This window comes from Arthrobacter sp. SO5, from assembly GCF_020532805.1.
Taxonomy (GTDB): Bacteria; Actinomycetota; Actinomycetes; order Actinomycetales; family Micrococcaceae; genus Arthrobacter.
Map to the genome: position 1 here is coordinate 1 of NZ_MQTQ01000021.1, position 18,364 is coordinate 18,364.

The 18,364-nt window shown below is 68.0% G+C and carries 20 protein-coding genes, 1 tRNA gene and 1 riboswitch; of the genes, 8 read left to right on the top strand and 13 right to left on the bottom strand.

Features of this window, described 5'->3' with window-relative positions:
- Positions 1 to 53: 53 nt before the first annotated feature.
- The 8 genes from BJG92_RS03500 to BJG92_RS03535 form a co-directional block, all read right to left on the bottom strand.
- On the bottom strand, positions 54 to 710 hold the full coding sequence (locus BJG92_RS03500; protein ID WP_232082638.1) for a DUF4232 domain-containing protein: 657 nt from the start codon (positions 708 to 710) through the stop codon (positions 54 to 56).
- Positions 711 to 811: 101 nt separating this feature from the next.
- Entirely contained in the window at positions 812 to 1,603 is a 792-nt protein-coding gene (locus tag BJG92_RS03505; RefSeq protein ID WP_232082639.1) for a YcnI family protein, read from the bottom strand.
- Between the two features lie 118 nt (positions 1,604 to 1,721).
- On the bottom strand, positions 1,722 to 2,351 hold the full coding sequence (locus BJG92_RS03510) for a hypothetical protein (protein ID WP_232082640.1): 630 nt from the start codon (positions 2,349 to 2,351) through the stop codon (positions 1,722 to 1,724).
- A 162-nt stretch (positions 2,352 to 2,513) separates the two neighbouring features.
- Positions 2,514 to 2,651, bottom strand: a complete 138-nt coding sequence (locus BJG92_RS03515; protein WP_232082641.1) for a hypothetical protein — start codon at positions 2,649 to 2,651, stop codon at positions 2,514 to 2,516.
- Between the two features lie 182 nt (positions 2,652 to 2,833).
- Positions 2,834 to 3,379, bottom strand: a complete 546-nt coding sequence (locus BJG92_RS03520; RefSeq protein ID WP_232082642.1) for an SRPBCC family protein — start codon at positions 3,377 to 3,379, stop codon at positions 2,834 to 2,836.
- Positions 3,380 to 3,497: 118 nt separating this feature from the next.
- The gene (locus BJG92_RS03525; RefSeq protein WP_232082643.1) at positions 3,498 to 3,914 is read right to left on the bottom strand and encodes a DUF1003 domain-containing protein; all 417 of its coding nucleotides are present in this window, start codon (positions 3,912 to 3,914) and stop codon (positions 3,498 to 3,500) included.
- Between the two features lie 67 nt (positions 3,915 to 3,981).
- Positions 3,982 to 6,387 (bottom strand): phosphoenolpyruvate synthase, encoded by a 2,406-nt coding sequence (gene ppsA, locus BJG92_RS03530; RefSeq protein WP_232082644.1) that lies wholly within the window; start codon positions 6,385 to 6,387, stop codon positions 3,982 to 3,984.
- Positions 6,388 to 6,539: 152 nt separating this feature from the next.
- The gene (locus BJG92_RS03535; RefSeq protein WP_232082645.1) at positions 6,540 to 7,358 is read right to left on the bottom strand and encodes a pyruvate, water dikinase regulatory protein; all 819 of its coding nucleotides are present in this window, start codon (positions 7,356 to 7,358) and stop codon (positions 6,540 to 6,542) included.
- A 94-nt stretch (positions 7,359 to 7,452) separates the two neighbouring features.
- Here BJG92_RS03535 and BJG92_RS03540 point away from each other — a divergent pair, with 94 nt between their 5' ends.
- Positions 7,453 to 7,791 carry a hypothetical protein gene (locus BJG92_RS03540; protein ID WP_232082646.1) on the top strand — a complete coding sequence of 113 codons (339 nt, stop codon included), beginning with the start codon at positions 7,453 to 7,455 and terminating at the stop codon, positions 7,789 to 7,791.
- A gap of 94 nt (positions 7,792 to 7,885) precedes the next feature.
- Here BJG92_RS03540 and BJG92_RS03545 read toward each other — a convergent pair.
- Positions 7,886 to 7,973 (bottom strand) — tRNA-Ser (locus BJG92_RS03545).
- Between the two features lie 127 nt (positions 7,974 to 8,100).
- On the opposite strand from BJG92_RS03545, the gene BJG92_RS03550 reads away from it, so the two are divergent.
- From BJG92_RS03550 to BJG92_RS03560, 3 genes are read left to right on the top strand one after another with little or no spacing between them, the layout of a single operon-like run.
- Positions 8,101 to 9,150, top strand: coding sequence for a zinc-binding alcohol dehydrogenase (locus BJG92_RS03550; protein WP_232082647.1), 1,050 nt, complete (start codon positions 8,101 to 8,103; stop codon positions 9,148 to 9,150).
- Positions 9,151 to 9,155: 5 nt separating this feature from the next.
- Positions 9,156 to 9,554: a 6-carboxytetrahydropterin synthase gene (locus BJG92_RS03555; RefSeq protein WP_232082648.1), complete on the top strand. Its 399-nt coding sequence runs from the start codon at positions 9,156 to 9,158 to the stop codon at positions 9,552 to 9,554.
- Between the two features lie 7 nt (positions 9,555 to 9,561).
- Positions 9,562 to 10,830, top strand: coding sequence for a DNA glycosylase AlkZ-like family protein (locus BJG92_RS03560; protein ID WP_232082649.1), 1,269 nt, complete (start codon positions 9,562 to 9,564; stop codon positions 10,828 to 10,830).
- Positions 10,831 to 10,879: 49 nt separating this feature from the next.
- Here BJG92_RS03560 and BJG92_RS03565 read toward each other — a convergent pair whose 3' ends face one another.
- The gene (locus tag BJG92_RS03565; protein WP_232082650.1) at positions 10,880 to 11,383 is read right to left on the bottom strand and encodes a nucleoside deaminase; all 504 of its coding nucleotides are present in this window, start codon (positions 11,381 to 11,383) and stop codon (positions 10,880 to 10,882) included.
- 60 nt (positions 11,384 to 11,443) lie between these two features.
- Here BJG92_RS03565 and BJG92_RS03570 point away from each other — a divergent pair, with 60 nt between their 5' ends.
- The 3 genes from BJG92_RS03570 (at position 11,444) to BJG92_RS03580 (ending at position 13,379) form a co-directional block, all read left to right on the top strand.
- Positions 11,444 to 12,271 (top strand): phosphatase PAP2 family protein, encoded by an 828-nt coding sequence (locus BJG92_RS03570; RefSeq protein WP_232082651.1) that lies wholly within the window; start codon positions 11,444 to 11,446, stop codon positions 12,269 to 12,271.
- A gap of 12 nt (positions 12,272 to 12,283) precedes the next feature.
- Positions 12,284 to 12,919, top strand: coding sequence for a uracil phosphoribosyltransferase (upp, locus tag BJG92_RS03575; RefSeq protein ID WP_232082652.1), 636 nt, complete (start codon positions 12,284 to 12,286; stop codon positions 12,917 to 12,919).
- An 82-nt stretch (positions 12,920 to 13,001) separates the two neighbouring features.
- Positions 13,002 to 13,379 carry a VOC family protein gene (locus tag BJG92_RS03580; protein WP_232082653.1) on the top strand — a complete coding sequence of 126 codons (378 nt, stop codon included), beginning with the start codon at positions 13,002 to 13,004 and terminating at the stop codon, positions 13,377 to 13,379.
- 37 nt (positions 13,380 to 13,416) lie between these two features.
- Here BJG92_RS03580 and BJG92_RS03585 read toward each other — a convergent pair whose 3' ends face one another.
- From BJG92_RS03585 to BJG92_RS03595, 3 genes are all read right to left on the bottom strand, one after another.
- Complete coding sequence (locus BJG92_RS03585) at positions 13,417 to 14,175, bottom strand: hypothetical protein (protein WP_232082654.1); 759 nt, start codon at positions 14,173 to 14,175, stop codon at positions 13,417 to 13,419.
- Positions 14,175 to 14,343, bottom strand: a riboswitch (cyclic di-AMP (ydaO/yuaA leader). (Overlaps the previous gene by 1 nt.)
- Positions 14,344 to 14,525: 182 nt before the next feature.
- Positions 14,526 to 16,106, bottom strand: coding sequence for a HAMP domain-containing sensor histidine kinase (locus BJG92_RS03590; RefSeq protein ID WP_232082655.1), 1,581 nt, complete (start codon positions 16,104 to 16,106; stop codon positions 14,526 to 14,528).
- Positions 16,107 to 16,109: 3 nt separating this feature from the next.
- Entirely contained in the window at positions 16,110 to 16,850 is a 741-nt protein-coding gene (locus BJG92_RS03595; protein ID WP_232082656.1) for a response regulator transcription factor, read from the bottom strand.
- A gap of 585 nt (positions 16,851 to 17,435) precedes the next feature.
- On the opposite strand from BJG92_RS03595, the gene BJG92_RS03600 reads away from it, so the two are divergent.
- On the top strand, positions 17,436 to 18,299 hold the full coding sequence (locus BJG92_RS03600) for a winged helix-turn-helix domain-containing protein (protein WP_232082657.1): 864 nt from the start codon (positions 17,436 to 17,438) through the stop codon (positions 18,297 to 18,299).
- Positions 18,300 to 18,364: the final 65 nt, after the last annotated feature.

Here is an 18,364-nt window from a genome sequence, read left to right on the forward strand (position 1 = left end):
GGGGGTGCGGATTCCGGCCGCCGCGGGAAGCGGGGGCGGCCGGGCCGCGAGGGCTACTTGGCCGTGAACGCCCCGATGGTCAACACGTTGATGCCCGCGTTGCTGCAGGCGTCATGGGGTTCGGCGAGGAACAGGGACGCGGTGTCTTCGGGCGGGTAGACCCGGAAACCTGCCGCCGGAACCACGGTGCAGTCCTGGTAGTTGCGGGCCTGGGTGTAGCGCAGCGTGGCCGTTCCGGCCTGGCCCGGGGCCAGCAGCACGTCGGCAACGGGGGTGGACTCCTCGCGCGCCGCCGGGGCGCCGATCGGGTCCCCGTTTGCGCCGGCGGTCAGCGAGACGCCGGCAAAACCCTTCAGCAGGCACGGCTCGGCGCCGGAATTCGTCAGGATCAGCTGCATGTAGACACTGCCGGCCGCGCCGCCGCCGGTGGCATCGGTGGTTGCTGCGAGCCCGGCTGCCTTGCACAGCGCGGTGCCGGACTGGGCGGTCGCCTGGGCGGGCGGCGCAGGAGGCGCCGCCGGCGCAGGGGTGGTGCCCTTGGCCGCGCCGGATGCCGCCGCCGGCTGGCTCGCCGAACTGGCCGGGGAGGACGCCGGTGCGCTCGATGTCTGGGACTGCGCGGTGCTGCCCCCGCAACCGCTGAGCAGGAGCGCTGCCGCGGCAGCCGCCGTCGTGAATACGAGTCCGTTGATGATTCGCTGAGCCGTCATGGCACCACCTTGGTGCCCGCTGTTGCCTGAGTCAACGACGCCACGACGGCAGCGCCCGATTGATGCCCGGATTGTGATTTCCGGGCATCAATCGAGGTCAGCTAGTCCTTGGGGGCGCCGCGGCGCCGCAGCAGTGCCGCGCCTCCCAGGGCCAGTCCTCCGATCCCGGCGATGAGTCCGGCCCAGCTGCGGGCCTGCGCGCCGTCGTCCGTCACCGCCGCGGCCTGTACCGAGGTCGCGGCGGGTGCCGTGTCCGAGGCGGCGGCCGCCGGGGCGCCGTGCCCGTCCGTGGTGTGCCCGTCGGTGGCGTGCCCGTCCGCGCCGTGCCCGTCGGCGGCGGCGCTAACGGCGACCGACGGAGCCGGGGACTTGAGGGCGTGCGCGTCCTGTCCTTCCTGCGGAACCTGCGACCAGTCGGTCTGGCCCTGCTCACAATCCTGCAGGGTGGGGAAGTAGAGGGTCTTTCCGGCAGCGTCCGGGAGCTTGACCGAGAGCACCAGGGCGTCCCGGAGTTCCGGGTCCAGCGGGGCCTTCGCCGTATAGACGATCTGGCTGGTCCGCTTGGTGATCGAAGTTCCGTCCGCCAGCTTCTTCGGCTCGGGCAGCTGATCGATGACCTTCTGGGCCGTCCAGTTCGGGTTCACGGTGGGCTGCGCGTCGTTGAGTTCGGCGGGCAGCGTGATGGTCACCTTGGTGGTGCCGGATCCCTCACACCCGTGCGGGATGCCGAAGGTGAGCAAGGCGTAGGAGTTCGCGGCGGTCTTGTCCGGGGTGACGCCGACATGGGCCGAGGCGCCTGAGACGCCGGCGAGCATCAGCACGGCGGTTCCGCCGGCGACGGCAGCGGCGGAGAGGGCGCGGCGGAGGGCGGCCGCGTTCTTGGTGTTGCGCATGGGAGAGTGCCTTTCGGGCGTGCGCTGGCGCTGCGGGCAGGCGCACAAAAATGGGGTGGCGGCGCGGCTGAGCTGTGTGGCGGATTGCCGCGGCAGGGAAGAGAGTCAGGGAGGAACGTCAATAAACGACGACGACGACGACGGCGGCGGCGGGCGGCCCGCGGCGGCAATCGGGGCGGAGGTTGCGCCAGGGCAGCGGTACAGACTCCTCGTGCCGGCCAGCTGCGGGCGGCGCCGCGACGGCGTCGGGAGTTACCGGGGCCGGGAGGTGGACGAGCGGGCGGAGCCATGCGGAGAGCGACCAGAGGGCGTCCTCGCCCCTGGCGAGGAGGACGGCACAGGCGAGCGTTGCCAGCGCGTGGCCGGCGAGCATCAGCAGCGAAAGGCCGGGGTCCGCCTCATGAAGCCGGGTGTGGTCTGCCACGGCGGGCACCCAGGCCGAGCCGGTGTGGTGCGGCACGGTGGCGCCGGACCCGGACCCGGATCCTGGCCCGTTCAGCGAGGTGAAAGATGCGTGCAGCGCCAGCTGACCGGCCCCCAGCAGGGCCGCCAGGGCCGGGGCGTTGAGCTTCAGACGGGTCGCGGCCGTGGAGGCCAGCCCGGTGAGGGCCAGGAGAGCCAGCACGATTCCGGGGGAAGGGAGGTGGCCGCCGGCGGTGACGTGGGCCCCGGCGGCGAGGGAAACAACCGTCAGCGCCACCAGGGCCGAGCGCAAACCGTGGAAGGGTGTCCGGTTGGCAGTGCGCACGGAACACTCCCTTCGGCAGCGGCTTCAGTGGCGGCTTCGGCAGCGGCAAGTCACGATTGCGCCGCAGGCTCTTACCGTCCGCGGGCTATCCCTTGATTCTAGCGGCGCATTTCTACCGCGCTGCGAAAGCCTGTGGCGCAGCCGCCGGCTGCAGTCGGGGTGTCAGTCCGTCTCAGGTCCCCAGCAGAAGTGGCAGTCTTCTGCGCAGAGTCCGCCGGCGGGCAGCTCGTCGCCGCCGCGGGTCTGAGCGTTGGTCTGGGCTGCCGGGGCGCCGCCGGCCCGATCTGTCTGCAAAGTCACGATGTGTCCTAGGTCAAGGGAGCAAACGCTGATGTGACCCAGCTAACCGCGAAAGGAAGCCGCGCCTCAATGGGCTAGTCGACGGCAATACCGGGCCGGTCCTGTGCAAATGTCCAGTGGAGGTGGCCAGTGCAGGTGCCCAGTGGAGGTGGTCAGGGCAGGTGCCCGGCCGCTGTCCGGCCCTAACCTCGGCGGAACAGCCGCCGGAAGGTGGGCGGCGGGGGCTCGGGGACGGACCAGGGTTCGCTGCCGTGGCGTCGGCGTCGCAGTTCGAGGGCGAGGCTTTCCTGGCCGCGGGCCATGGCCCAGCGGTGGTTGGCCGCGAAGGCAGGTTTCATGAGCCAGCTCAGCCGGCGGAGCAGCGGCTTGGCGGCGCTGACACGCCAGTCGTAGGTGATGACGGTCTCCGGGCCGTCCTGCTCGAAGATCCAGCGGCCTGTTCCGTTGAGGTCGCCTGCAGCGGCGAGCGCAAAACCGCGGTTAGTGACCGGTTCCGTGACGGTGAGGATCCAGCGGAGCGTGTAGGGCAGCCAGCCCTTGGTGTGAAGACGCACGGATGGAGGGATGCCGGCGTCGCCGTCAGTGGAACGGGGCAGGGGTTCGGCGCGCAGATACACGGACGGCCACCAGCGGGGCAGGCCTGTGCCGTCAGCGAGCACGGCGGCGACTTCATCCGGGCTGCCAGCCACCCGCCACACGGTCTGGAATTCGTAGTCGGCGCTGCCCATGGAGCCTCCTGTGCGGATGCGGGTATGCGGGTGTGCGGATGCGGGCTTGATGCGCACGACCGTACTCAGGACCGGTTGGGCCGTCAATATGGCCGCGGGCTGACCGCCCGCCAGACGGTCAGCTGACGGCCCGCACCGTGGCCAGCTCTCTGAGTTCCTGCAGGATTTCCAGCTGCTGGCTGTTGATGGTCATCAGCAGCTCGATCTCTTCTTTGGCCTTCACGTTCGTGTCGTAATCGTGCTGGGCCATCGCCGCGGCGATCGCGTCCTGCCGTTTGGCGGCGATGAGGAGGATGGCACCCTGCAGTCCGGCCAGCATGGACAGCAGGAGGTTCAGGAGGATGTAGGGGTACGGGTCCCAGGAATTCGTGGCCAGCGCCAGGGTGTTGATGGCGGCCCAGATCAGCATGAAGCCGATGAAGCCGCCCACGAAGGGCCAACTCCCCATCCCGTTCCGCATGATGTCGGCGGCGCGCTGGCCTTTGGTCAGGGTGGCTTTGTGCCCCTCGTGCCAGGTCCTATGCTGATCGGTCATGACTCAGGGTAGCCGCGGGACAGGCGCGAACCTGCCCCGCGGCCTCCCGCGGCTCCGGCGAAGAACCCTAGCTCGCCCCGGCGCCTGCCCCGGCGCCCGCTGCGGTGCCGGCGAGCCGGAGCCAGGTGTCCACCACGGTGTCGGGGTTCAGCGAGACGGAGTCGATGCCCTCGCTGACCAGCCACTGGGCGAAGTCCGCATGGTCGCTAGGTCCCTGGCCGCAGATGCCCACGTATTTGCCGCGCTCCTTGCAGGCCTTGATCGCCATGCTCAGGAGCTTCTTGACCGCCGGGTCGCGCTCGTCGAAGCTGCCCGCGACGATGGCGGAGTCCCGGTCCAGGCCCAGGGTCAGCTGGGTCATGTCATTGGAGCCGATGGAGAACCCATCGAAGTAGTCCAGGAACTCGTCGGCCAGCAGGGCGTTCGACGGGAGCTCGCACATCATGATGACCTCAAGGCCGTTCTCGCCGCGGCGCAGGCCGTTCTCCGCGAGCAGGCTGATCACGCCGCTGGCCTCGTCCAGGGTGCGTACGAAGGGGATCATCAGCTTGACGTTGGTCAGCCCCATCTCGTTCCGCACGAAGGACAGGGCCTCGCACTCCAGGTCGAAGCAGTCCCGGAAGGACGGCTCCAGGTAGCGGGAGGCGCCGCGGAAGCCGATCATCGGGTTCTCTTCGTGCGGTTCGTACGCCGGTCCGCCGATGAGGTTGGCGTATTCGTTGGACTTGAAATCGGACATCCGGACGATGACCGGCTCCGGTGCGAACGCCGCGGCGATCGTGGCCACACCCTCGGCCAGGCGCTTGATGTAGTAATCCCGCGGGCTGTCATACGCCGCAATCCGCTCGCGGATTTCCGCGGCCACGTCCGCCGGCTGCTCGTCCAGGTTCAGCAGCGCCTTGGGGTGGATGCCGATCTGGCGGTTGATGATGAACTCAAGCCGGGCCAGGCCCACGCCGTGGTTGGGCAGCTGCGCGAAGGTGAAGGCCTGCTCCGGGGTGCCGACGTTCATCATGACCTTCACCGGGGCCTCGGGCAGCTGGGTGATCTCGGTTTCCTCGACGCTGAAGTCCAGGAGTCCCTCGTAGATGTAGCCGGTCTCGCCGTCGGCGCAGGAAACGGTCACTTCGAGGCCGTCGGAGAGGACGTCAGTGACGTCCCCGGTGCCGACGACGGCGGGGATCCCCAGTTCGCGGGCGATGATGGCCGCGTGGCAGGTCCGGCCGCCCCGGTTGGTCACGATCGCGGAGGCGCGCTTCATGATCGGTTCCCAGTCCGGGTCCGTCATGTCCGCGACGAGGACGTCGCCGGTTTTGAAGGCGGCCATCTGATCGATGGCGGTGAGGATCCGGACGCGGCCGGCACCGATGCGCTGCCCGATGGCGCGGCCTTCGGAGAGCACCCGGCCGGTCTCGTGCAGGCGGAAGCGGGTCCGCTGGCCGGTGGGCCGGCGGGACTGCACGGTCTCCGGGCGCGCCTGCAGGATGTACAGGCCGCCGTCGATCCCGTCCTTGCCCCATTCGATGTCCATGGGGCGCCCGTAGTGGGCTTCGATGGCGAGGGCATGGCGTGCCAGCTGCTCGACGTCGTCGTCCGTGAGGCTGAAGCGGTTCCGCAGCGACGCCTCGACCGGAACGAAGTCAATGGTGTGGCCGATTTCGCGGTTGCTCGTGTAGGTCATCTGGAGCGCTTTTTCGCCGAGGCCGCGTTTGAGGATGGCCGGCCGGCCCGCCAGCAGCGCCGGCTTGTACACGTAGAACTCGTCCGGGTTGACCGCGCCCTGCACCACGGCCTCGCCCAGGCCGTAGGAGGAGGTGACGAACACGGCGTCCTGGAAGCCGGATTCGGTGTCCATGGTGAACATCACGCCGGAAGCGCCGACGTCGGAACGCACCATCCGCTGGATTCCCGCCGAGAGTGCCACCTCGGCGTGCTCGAACTTGTGGTGCACCCGGTAGGCGATGGCGCGGTCGTTGTAGAGCGAGGCGAAGACGTCCTTGATGGCCACCAGGATGTTCTCGATGCCGCGGACGTTCAGGAACGTCTCCTGCTGACCGGCGAAGGAGGCATCCGGGAGGTCTTCCGCCGTCGCGCTGGAACGGACGGCCCAGGAGAGGTCCTCGGAACCGCCGTGCTTGTCCACGAGCTGCTGGTAGGCGGCGCGGACCTGCGTCTCGAAATCGGGCAGGAACGGCGTCTCGCGGATCAGGCCCCGGATCTCCTGGCCCGCTGCGGCCAGCGCCGTCACATCATCGGTATCGAGGCCCACCAGCCTGTCGGCAATCTTTTGACCCAGGCCCGAATCTGCCAGGAAGCTGCGGTAGGCGTCCGCCGTCGTGGCGAAGCCGTCCGGTACCTGAACGCCGGCAGAGGTCAGATTCTGAACCATTTCGCCGAGGGAGGCGTTCTTGCCGCCTACCCGGTCCAGGTCCTTGAGTCCGAGGTCCGAGAACCACAGGATGTCTGTCGTCATGGTTGCTGCTCCTTTGCAGTTGGGTGGCATGCCGGGGCGCCGCCCTGCGTCCGGCGAAGGCCGGCTGATAGGCGGAAGTCTTCCCCACACTGACAGGTCTGCGCCGGTGTTTCCACATGACCTGCGCCACACAGTGATTGTGAAAAATTTCCCTAATGCTTGAGATTCATCCGCTGCAGGATGGTGGCGGCCATTTCCTCCACGGACACGCTGGCCGAATTCAGGTACGGAATCCCGTGGGACACATACAAACGCTCGGCGCTGCGCAGCTCAAAACCGCACTGCCGCAGCGACGCATACGGTGAGCCGCGGCGGCGCTCGGTGCGGACTTGGCTCAGGCGCAGTGGGTTGGTGGTGAGGCCGAAGCATTTCGAAATGAAGGGCCGGAGCGGGCGGGGTAGCCCTTCCTTCTCAAAGTCCTCGTCCACCAGGGGGAAGTTCGCCGCGAAAATGCCGTGCTGTAGCGCCAGGTACATGGTGGTGGGCGTCTTGCCGCAGCGGGACGGGGCCACCAGGATCACCTGCGCCTTTTCGAGGGCGCGCAGGCTCTGGCCGTCATCGTGCTCCATGGCGTATTCGACGGCGGCCATCCGGGACTGGTAGCGGGCCGCGTTCCCCAGCCCGTGGGCCCGTCCGGGTTCCCCGCTGGCCGTCGTGCCAAGGGCGCTCTCCAGCACGCCGACGTGCGTCCCGATCAGGTCCACGACGATTCCTTCGCACTTGGCGAGGGTCTGGCGGATCTCGCTGCCCACCGCGGTGGAGAAGACGATGGGACGCAGGCCGGTAACGGCCAGCCCGTCGATGACGTTGACCACCGCCCGCGCCTGGTCGATCGTCGTGATGAAGGGGACCGTGATGCGGTCAAAGTCGTTCTCGGGAAACTGGGTCAGCAAGGTGTTGCCGAGCGTTTCCGCGGTGATGCCCGTGCTGTCCGAGAGGAAGTAGACCGGGCGGGGAGCGTCATTGGTCATAGAGGCATTGTGCACCAGTGCGGGCCTATCCGCCCTCCGGGGCCCGGACATAGACTGCTCGCGTACAACGCCACCAACGCCACAGGAGATGGACATGAGCTATTCGGGGACCGGTAACGAGAAGGCCGTCACGGCAAGCGATCTTGACCGGACACATGTCGGACTGACCGTGAGCTTCGAGCCGGACGAGTTCACCCTGGTGTTTGGCCGGATCGGCGCCATCGCGCGCAAGGAGGGCGGAGTGACTCTCGTCCTGGCCGGTGTGGACGGCGCGGGCGGCATGCCCGCCCACTACAGCCTGCCGCCCACCCAGCAGGTCTACGTCCAACCGGACAAGCTCACCAGCACGGAGACTGCCATCAAGGATATGTTCGGGAAGGTGCAGGATAACCTGCGGACCCACAAGGGTGACCAGCGGCCGGGTGGCATGTAGGGCCTCAGACTCTTTCCGGCCGGGCACGCCGGCACGGGCAAAGCAAAAGCCCCTGCTTGCCTTGTAAACAAAGGGAAGCAGGGGCCTCGCTATCTGGCGGTGACGGTGGGATTTGAACCCACGTTGGCTTTCACCAAACAACATTTCGAGTGTTGCACCTTCGGCCGCTCGGACACGTCACCAACCTGTATAGGGTACCGGAGCAATGCGCTCATCCCCAAAACGGCGCCCTCCGTGCCGGACGCGACGGCACGCCGGGGCGGACAACACTTCCCCGCGCAGCCCCACGGGACTAGATTCGTCAGCAAGATGAGCAACTCTCAACAGCAGACCCACCAGCAGACCGCAGCCACCGCCTACTGGACCGTCGGACCCGAGAAAGGTGAGCTCCGGCGTGAGGTCCTGCCCGCGCCCGGACCGCATGAAGCCCTCGTGCGTACCCTGTTTTCGGGCATCAGCAAAGGCACCGAACTCGTGGTCCACAACGCCCGAGTTCCGGAGTGCGTCGCCGCGGAAATGGCCGCGCCGAACCAGGAAGGCTCCTTTCCCGGACCGGTGAAGTTCGGCTATTTGTCCGTAGGGGTCGTCGAAGAGGGCCCGGCTGAATGGCTGGGCAAAACGGTCTTCTGCCTGTACCCGCACCAGGACCTTTACGTCGTTCCGGTGGAGTCGCTCACTGTGGTCCCGGAGGATGTTCCCGCCCGCCGCGCGGTGCTGACCGGCACCGTCGAGACGGCGATCAACGGGCTCTGGGAAGCAGGCCCGCGCCTCGGCGACCGCGTCACCGTAATCGGAGCAGGGCTCGTCGGCGGCATGGTGGCCAAGCTTCTCAGCGACTTTCCGCTGGGACGGCTGCAACTGGTCGACGTCGACCCCGCCAAGCGCGCGTTCGCCGAAACCCTCGGCGTTGACTTCAGCCACCCCGACGACGCCCTGCCGGACTGCGACATCGTCATCCACTGCTCCGCCTCGGAGGCTGGCCTTGCGCGCGCCCTGCAGCTCGCGGGAGACGACGGCGACGTCATCGAAATGTCCTGGTACGCCGACCGCAAAGTCACCGTGCCTCTGGGCGAAGACTTCCACGCACGCCGGCTGTCCATCCGTGCCAGCCAGGTCGGCGTCGTGGCCCGCGCACGCCGCCACCGCCGCACCAACGCCGACCGGCTCCGGCTCGCCGTCTCCCTGCTGCGCGATCCGGGCTTTGACGTGTTCCTGACCGGCTCATCCCCGCTCGCAGAGCTGCCCGACGTCGTCCAGCAGCTCTCGGACGGCACGCGGGAAGCGCTGTGCCACGTCATTGAGTACCCGGTGAGTGAAGACCCCGCCACCGAACCCGCCACAACAGAAGCTACGAGGTAACGTCCGTGTTCAGCCTGACCGTCCGCCGCAACTTCATGATCGCCCACAGCCTCCCGCGGGAGGCGTTCGGCCCCGCCCAGGGCCTGCACGGCGCCACTTTCGTCACGGAGGTGACCTTCCGCCGCCGCACGCTGAATGAGGACTCGATCGTGATCGATATCGGCGAGGCCGGCGAAGTGCTGGATTCGATCCTTGCTGGGCTGAACTATCAGAACCTGGACGAGCACCCAGATTTCGCCGGGAAGCTGACCACCACCGAGGCCCTGGCCCGGTACATCGCAGACGCCGTGGCAGCCCGGATCCGCGAGGGACAGGACGGGCGAGAGCTGGCCGGCTTGGACGTTACCCTGCGCGAAACCCCCGATGCCTGGGCCGCCTACTCCCTCGGCTTCGACCCGCGCTAGGAACCCCATGACGCCTGAGCCGCTGAGTACCGAGTCCGTGACCGCGCACATGCCTCCGGCCGGGACGCTCACCCCGGAACGGCTCCGGGCCTGGGCCTGGCACAAACAGGGTCTGGACGGCTCGCTGGCCGGCTGTACCGCCGAACAGGTCTTTGCCCGGGCGGGCTGGGCTCGTTCCGTGGGCGGCGCCAACCCCTACCTCACGCTCTTTGCCCGGGCCGGCATCCGCCGCGAACAGGTGGATGCCGACGTCCTCTCGCACCGGATCCTCGAACTCCCCACGGCGCGCGGCTGCACCTATGTCCTGGGCCGTGACGATTTCGCCTGGTCGCTGCAGCTAAGCCTGGACGCGGCGGAGGCGACGTTCAGGGTGCTCGGCCGGCTCGGCGTCGACCGCGGCGAAATCGCGCTGCTGGAGGAGCAGGTACTGCACACGCTAGCCGAGGCCGGCGCGCCCCTGGATCCGCGCCAGCTCAAGGAGGAGCTCGGCGATTCCGTGCGCAACCTTGGCGAGGAAGGCAAGCGAAAGGGCGCCACCACTACGCTGCCCACCGCCCTCGGAATCCTGCAGTCCCAGGGGCGGATCCGCCGCGTCCCGGCCAACGGACGACTTGACCAGCAGCGGTACGCCTACGAGGCCTGGGGTCTTCCGCCCAGCCCGTTTGACGACGACGGCGCCCGCACCGAGCTGGTCCGCCGGTACCTCGGGTGGACCGGCGGAGCCACGTTCAAGCAGTCGCAATGGTTCACGGGCTTTACCGTGGCACAGAGCAGGGCCGCGCTGGCCGCCGTCGGCGCCGTGGAGGTGCCCACCGCGGAGACCGCCGCCGGGGGAGCGGGGATGTGGATGCTGCCCGACGACGTCGGCCGCCTCGCTGCGTTCGAGGAATCCGCGGGAGAGCAGATCCAGCTGCTGGCCGGGACGGATTCGCTCGTGCTGCTGCGCCGCAACGCGGCGGACCTGCTCGACGAGGCCGATCGGGACAAGAAGGTCATGGCCTCCCTGGCGCTGCAGGCGGACCTCCCGGACCACCCGATCCTGGACCGAGGCCGGATCATCGGGCTCTGGCAGTACGAACCGGGCAGGGAGCGGATTGTGCCCTGGCTGTTCCACGCCCCGACCCCCGCGGTGATGCGGCGGATTGCCGAGGTGGAGGCCTGGATCCGGGAAGACCTGGGCGACTTCCGCGCCTTCAGCCTCGATTCGCCGGCCACCCGGCAGAAACGGATCGACGCGCTGGCGGTGTCCGCGGGCGCATCCCCTGCCGGCCTGTAGGGCTCGGGCGATGCGAATGAGGAAGAGGGAGAACCGGGGTGTCCGGGATTCAGCGTCCGCGGTGTCCGGCGAAGAAGTCCCGCAGCAGCGCGGCGCATTCCTGCTCCCGGACCCCCGCATACACTTCGGCCCAGTGGTTGAGCCGGCGTTCGCGGAGGATGTCGAACACGGAGCCCGCAGCCCCGGCTTTTTCGTCCCAGGCGCCGAACACCACCCTGGGGATCCGGGCCAGCACCGCGGCCCCGGCGCACATCGAGCAGGGCTCCAGTGTCACCACCAGCGTGCAGTCCTCCAAACGCCAGCCGTCTCCCGGTTTTCCGGCCTGGGCGCTTCGTATCTGCAGCCGGGCCGCGGCCTCGCGGATGGCCACCATCTCGGCGTGCGCCGTCGGGTCCCCGAGGGCTTCGCGTTCGTTGCGCCCCGACCCGAGCACCGCGCCGTCGGGCCCGATCACGACGGCGCCGATCGGGACGTCACCGGTGGCAAGCGCCCGCCGGGCCTCGTCGAGGGCGAGGCCCATCCATTCGGCATGGCGGGGCTCAGGTGATGTCATGGCTCAATGATAGTTTCGACGCTAAGTAGGCTGTGCAACAGAGAAGAGTAGGAGACGGTCGTGAACGCCTTAACTGAGCGTTGGGGGAAATGGGTAGTCCCCTACGCCGCTTTGTGGATCACCCTGCTGGCCGGGGGCCTGGTGGTCGTCTTCCTGGCCTTCCTCGGCGCCGAGGTGTACGACAACGTCGTGGACGACGCCGGCCTCGCGAGCCTGGACAAGCCCACGCTGGCCTGGGTGGAGCAACTGCGCAGCCCGGCCCTGGACTCGGCCGTGACGGCTTTCACCAATATCGGTGGCGGGATCGGCATGCCGATCCTGGCCAGCATCCTCACGGCGTGGCTCATCTGGGTCAGCCGGACCTGGCGGCCGCTGATCCTGGTCGGCGGCGCGGCGGCGGTGTCCATCACCGCCACCGCCTTTGGCAAGAGGCTGGTGGGCCGGACCCGCCCGGACCACGCCGACGCGGTCCCACCCTATGAGAACTCACCGTCGTTCCCCAGCGGCCACACGCTCAACACCACCGTGGTGATCGGGGTGGTCGTGTACTTGGCCTGCCTGCAGGTGAAACGGATGATGGCCCGCGTGGCTTTGATCGCGGCGGGTGTGATTTTCGTTGCGGCCATGGGCCTCAGCAGGGTCTACCTGGGCCACCACTGGATGACGGATGTGATCTTCGGGTGGCTGCTGGGGCTGGCCTGGCTGGGGATCGTGATCCTGGCCCACCGGCTCTTCCATGTGCTGCGGCACCGCGAACACGCGGGGCCCGCGCCCACCTTTGACAACGAGGCGCACCTTGGCGACGGTGCCGCAGCCGGCGGCGCTCAAGGGGACAAGGACGACGTCGGCGCCGGCGGTCCCACGGGCGGACCCACGCCGGCCGGGTGATAGTTTTGACCCATGCGCACTCTCGTTGTGGACCACCCGCTGGTCGCCCATAAGCTCACCGTTCTGCGGGACAAGAACACTCCGTCGCCGGTCTTCCGCCAGCTCACCGAGGAACTCGTCACCCTCCTGGCCTACGAGGCCACCCGCGAGGTCCGCACCGAACCGGTGACCATCGAGACCCCGGTCAGCACCACGGTCGGCACAGCGTTCACCAAACCCACCCCGCTGGTGGTCCCCATCCTGCGGGCCGGCCTCGGCATGCTCGAAGGCATGACCAAGCTGGTCCCCACCGCTGAGGTCGGATTCCTGGGCATGGCACGGGATGAAGAAACCCTGGACATCATCACCTACGCCGAGCGCCTCCCCGAGGACCTCACAGACCGCCAGATCTTCGTCCTGGATCCCATGCTGGCCACCGGCGGTACCCTGCGTGAGGCCATCAAGTTCCTCTTCAAGCGCGGCGCCTCCGACGTCACATGCATCTGCCTGCTCGCCGCCCCGGAGGGCCTGGCCAAGCTGGAGGAAGAGCTCGCCGACGCCAACGTCACCATCGTCCTGGCATCCATTGACGAGAGGCTCAACGAGAAGTCCTACATCGTGCCGGGCCTGGGCGATGCCGGGGACCGCCTCTACGGCATCGCCGGCTGAACAGCCGCGTCAGCGGAGCCGCCGGACTGGGCCGGCCGTTGGTCCCTTCCGGAAATCCATGGTCCGGGCTAGCCTGTGCGCCATGGACTGGAAACTTGAACTCGTCTTTGTCCCCGTGTCCGATGTGGACCGCGCCAAGGACTTCTACGTCAACAAAGTCGGCTTCAACGCCGACTACGACGAGCGGCCCTCGGACGGCGTCCGCTTCGTCCAGCTGACCCCGCCAGGCTCCGGTTGCTCGATCGCCATTGGCGAGGGGCTCACCGATGCCCCGCCCGGGACCGCCCCGAGTCTGCAGATTGTGGTCAGCGACATCCAGGCCGCGTATCAGCAGCTCAAGACCAACGGCGTGGACGTCAGCGACGTCGACGTCCAGGACTGGGGGCAGTTCGTCTACTTTGCCGATCCCGACGGCAACAAATGGGCCGTGCAGTGCCTCCCCGGCAGGCCCAACGGCTAGACGCCTCAGCGCAGGCCGGCCCTTGGGGGCTGCGGGCTCAGTACCAGTTGTTGGCGTAGTGGAAGTTCAGGGCACCGCAGGGGGACCCGTAGCGCTGCTTGACGTAGTTCAGGCCCCAGTTGATCTGGGTCCGGTAGTTGGTCCGGTAGTCGGCGCCGGCGCTCGCCATCTTCTCGGCGGGCAGGGACTGGACCACTCCGTAGGCGCCACTGCTGGCGTTGGTGGCCGTGGTCTTCCAGTCGGACTCTTTGGTCCAGAGTTTCAGGAGGCACTGCATCTCACTCGGCGCCCAACCGTAGCTGCCCAGTTGGGCGGCGGCGTAGGCCTGCGCACCGGCAGGATCGTCGACGGCAACGGGCTTTGCCGGCTCGGGCGCAGGCGCCGGTGCAGGCGCCGGCTCAGGCGCCGGTGCGGGTGCGGGTGCCTCGGCGGGCTTGACCTTGGCGGACTGGGGCGCGACGCCGGCCACGGAGGGCAGGGCTTCCTGTGAAGTGACGCGGACCCGTTCGAAGTCCAGGTGCGTGAGCGGCGCGGCGGTGCTGGGGGCCGCGGTCGAGCTGGCGTCGCTGGCGCTGTGGTTGGCGGTGTCGGCGGCCTGGCCGGATGCGCCAACCCCGACGAGCACCGCACAGGCGGTGGCGACGAGGGCGGCGCGGCGGCCGGTGGATCCAAGGCCGGCGGTGAACCGGGACAGGGCCGACGCGGGCTTGGCGGGCTCGGCGCGGTGGCGGGAGGACGCCGCACGGGATGTCCGTGAATCCCCCTCAGGGCGCGGGTGTACCTTGAAGTCAGTCATGATCGCCTCTCAACGCCTGCGGAGTTAGCTGTCGGGTTCGGATGCGATATCCGGCCGCACGGAACCTCACGTGTCGGCTTCACCCCAAGGGTGCAAAGTTGCTGGATGCCCGGGAACTCTGGGTTCCCCGCCTCTGCCTGGTCGAGCGGAATCCGGCAAGCGGCAGAGCTTGGCGTCAGTCCGGATATGCGGCCACAGTAGCGGCCGCACCCTAAAAACGGTACAGGAGTCCCACGTAGAAGTCACATTTTGATAACAGGAACGGCTACGGCGGTGCGTCGACTTGTGCGTGGCGGCTCTCTCATGACCCCGCTTCGACGGCGCCGCGCCCACTCGATGCTGCCGAACGTCTAACGCGCAGGGAACCGTCGAAATGGCGGGCCTGCGGCGGGAAGGCGGACGACGAACTCCGTCCTGCCCGGCCGGGAGGTCACACCGACGGTTCCACCGTGGGCCTCCACGATCGACTGCACGATGGAGAGTCCCAGTCCGCTGGTCCCTTCGGAGGTGCCCTGCGTCGGTGCTCCCACCGGCGTTCCGGCGGCCAACGGGCTGCCGGCCCGGACCATGGCCGCGGCGGGGTTATGCCTCGAGGGATCGGCCCGGGCGAAGCGCGAAAAGATCCGGCCCACAAAGTCCGGGTCGATCCCGGCGCCGTTGTCCGTGACCGTCACGACGGCGCCGCCGCCGGGGGAGCGCATGACCCCCGTGACCACGGTCGTCCCGGGCTCGGTATGCTTGCGCGCGTTGGACAGCAGGTTGGCAAGCACCTGGTGGAGCCGCGCCGCATCGCCGCGGACCATCACCGGCTCTTCGGAGAGCTCCAGTTGCCAAGTGTGGTCCGGCGCCATGACCTTCTCGTCGCTGACCGTCTCGATCGCCAGTTGGGTGAGGTCGACGTCGCTCGGCTTGAGCGGCTGGCCCTCATCCAGGCGTGCCAGCAGCAACAGGTCCTCCACAAGGGTGCTCATGCGCAAGGACTGGTTTTGCACCCGGGCCAGGGACTGCTCACCGTCGGGCGTGAAATGTTCGCTCATCCGCAGCAGCTCGGTGTAGCCGCGGATGGCGGTCAGCGGGGTGCGCAACTCGTGGGACGCGTCCGCGACAAACTGGCGCACCTTCGTTTCGCTCTGCTGCCGGGCCTCGAGCGCGTTGGAGACGTTGTCGAGCATCTGGTTGAGGGCATGGCCCACGCTGCCCACTTCCGTGCCGGGGTGGGCTGCCGACGCCGGCACGCGCACCGCGAGTGCCACCTCGCCGGCGTCGAGCCGTAAGCGGGAGACCTGGGTGGCCACCGCCGACAGCTGTTCCAGCGGCTGCATGGTCCGGCGGATCAGCGCCGTGCCCGCGAGTCCGATGATGACGAGGCCCCCGCCGGACACGACCAGCATGGTCCAGACGAGCGAGGCGAGGGTGTTCTGCTTCTCCGCCAGCGGAAGCCCCGTGATGATCACGTCGCCATAGGGAGCCCGCACCGCCGTGAGCCGGTAGTCGCCGGCGGACAGGGTGCGGTCCGCCGGGATACCGTTGGGCGCGAGTTCGAGCAGGACGTCATCGTCGCCGGGGGAGAGGCTCTTCCGCGTGGCGTCTCCGGCCAGGAAGCCGGCGCGGCTGACGGCGCCGTTGAGGATCCGCGCATTGAGCGTGCCAACGCCCTGGCCCCTGGCGTCCAGGGGATCGGGCCTGCCGCCGGCAATGCCCTGCGCGGGGCGGCCGAATTCGCGGGCACGCTCGGACGCCTGGCCGATTTGGGCGTCGAGCTGCTTCGTGAGGAACAGGTCCATGGAGGCGTAACTGAACAGCCCGACGGCGCCGCAGATCGCCACGAGCAGGCCCATGGCGACCAGGACCAGCCGGGTGCGCAGGTGCCAGGTGGAGGGGTCGCGCCAGTCGCGCCCGGGGGCGCGGACCTCACCGGAAGGTGTGGGCACGGATCAGTCCGCCGGCTTCAGGACATAGCCGGCGCCCCGCACGGTGTGGATCATGGGCGGGTGGGCGGCGTCGACCTTTTTGCGGAGGTAGGAAATGTACAGTTCGACGATGTTGGCCTGGCCGCCGAAGTCGTAGTCCCAGACACGGTCCAGGATCTGGGCCTTGCTGATGACGCGCTTGGGATTCTCCATGAGGTAGCGCAGCAGCTCGAACTGCGTCGCGGTGAGGTGAAGTTCCTCCCCGGCCCGGGTGACGTCGCGGGTATCGACATTGAGGACAAGGTCCCCCACCACAAGTTCGGCGGAGTCCGTCGCGGCGACGCCGGAGCGCTGCACGAGGCGGTGCAGGCGCAACAGGACTTCCTCCATGCTGAAGGGCTTTGTGACGTAGTCGTCCCCGCCTGCGGCGAGGCCCGTGATCCGGTCCTGGACGTCGTCCTTGGCGGTGAGGAACAGGGCAGGGACCTTAGGTGCGAACGCGTGGATCCGGCCGAGGAGTTCGACGCCGTCGAAGCCGGGGAGCATCACGTCCAGAACCAGCACGTCGGGGCGGAAGTCCTTGGCGAGCTTGACCGCCGCGGGGCCGTCGGCCGCGATCGCGACGGACCACCCGGCCATCCGCAGCCCCATGCTCATGAGCTCGGAGAGGCTGGGCTCGTCATCCACCACGAGCGCCCGGATCGGGGAGCCGTCCGGATGCGAGAGCTGGGGAAGGTTGTTGGTCAAAGAGTGCGAGGTGGCCATGGGACAACCTTCCGTCTTTCCGGTGAGGTGCGGCTTTGGAGATACTGTGCGGAAGCTGTGAACCCCAGCGTCGTGAGCTGGATGCAATGACCACCCTGTGGGACAGTGGACATTTAATGCTAAGTAGACATAGGTTTTCGACGGCTTGATTTCGAGTGAATAAAACTGAACGTAACGCTGTTTGTGCCGAACGATCTTCGGCCTACCTTAATTACCGAACGTCCATTCTGCAAAACACTTGGTTTTCGCTCGGCGTGGAAGAACTGTGATTTGTACTACATTTCCGCTTTTAGTCTCACAGTGTGGACTTGGCGGCCCATTGTTACTTGCAAGTCTTCATTGTTACGTTGCACACTTCACTTGTGAACAAGAACTCAACAGCACCTGCAGCCGCAGCTTCCTGGACCAGCACACCCGCTGGTTTCGAGATGCGCTGTTGTCGAATGCACGCCTAAACGTCTCCACCCCAGATAGTTTTCTAGGCATTCGCCCCCAGTCCAGCGTAGGGCGCCCCTCCCCACTTCCATTGCGGGGAAATGCAGCATTCGATCCGCGCACGGCCATTCACTTTTGAGGTAGCAATCCATGTCAGTTGCATCCGGATACGTCCACATCTCCGTCCGTAACGCCAGCAAGGCCGGCCAGGCCTCCGGTATCCGCCAAGGCTTCGGCGGCCGCACGCCGTTCGTCCCCGCGGGATCCGGCAGCAGCTTCCCGGCCCCGGGTTACGCAGCGCAGGGCTATAACCCGAACTCCTACGGCCAGCTCCGGGCCGTTCCCGCGTCGCCCGCCACGGCGCCGACTCCCGTGATCGCCCCGGGTGAGGGCACCGCGCTCCGCCCTGTCCCGGCCGACAACGTGGCCCGGGGCTTCGTGCTGTACATGGGGATCGACGAGGAGACCGCCGCGGCGGCCGGAACCTCCATCGCCAAGCTGGCCCAGGAGATCCGGGCTTACGCCCAGTCCCTGGTGGCCGGCGCTGAAAGCTACGCGGCAGTCGCCGTTGCGCCGGCCAGCACCCCGGGTTCCGCGCTCGACGTCGTCCGTTCCACCTTCGGTGACCCCACTGTCGGCGCCCGCCAGCGTGCCGAGACCGGCCGGCTCCAGCAGCCGCAGGATCTGCGCCCCACCGGCGTCCTCATCGACCTTGCTCGCCGCGAGGTGCACCTCGACGGCGAATCCCTGAACCTCACGTTCAAGGAATTCGAGCTCCTGAACTACCTCGTGGAGAACGGCACCCGCACCGTGGGCCGCGACGAGCTCCTCGAGGGCCTGTGGCGTAACGCCGAAGAGGTGCCGAATGAGCGCACCATCGACGTGCACATCCGCCGGCTGCGCTCCAAGCTTGGACGTCTCGCCAACACCGTGCGCACGGTGCGAGGCCAGGGCTACCGCTTCTACGAGCACCCCGAGGTGGTTGTCTGGGCCGCTCCGGAATACTCGATCTAGCTTCTGGCCTGCGCAAAGCGTCCGTCCCTCTTGTGGGGACGGGCGCTTTCGCTCGTCCTGTGATC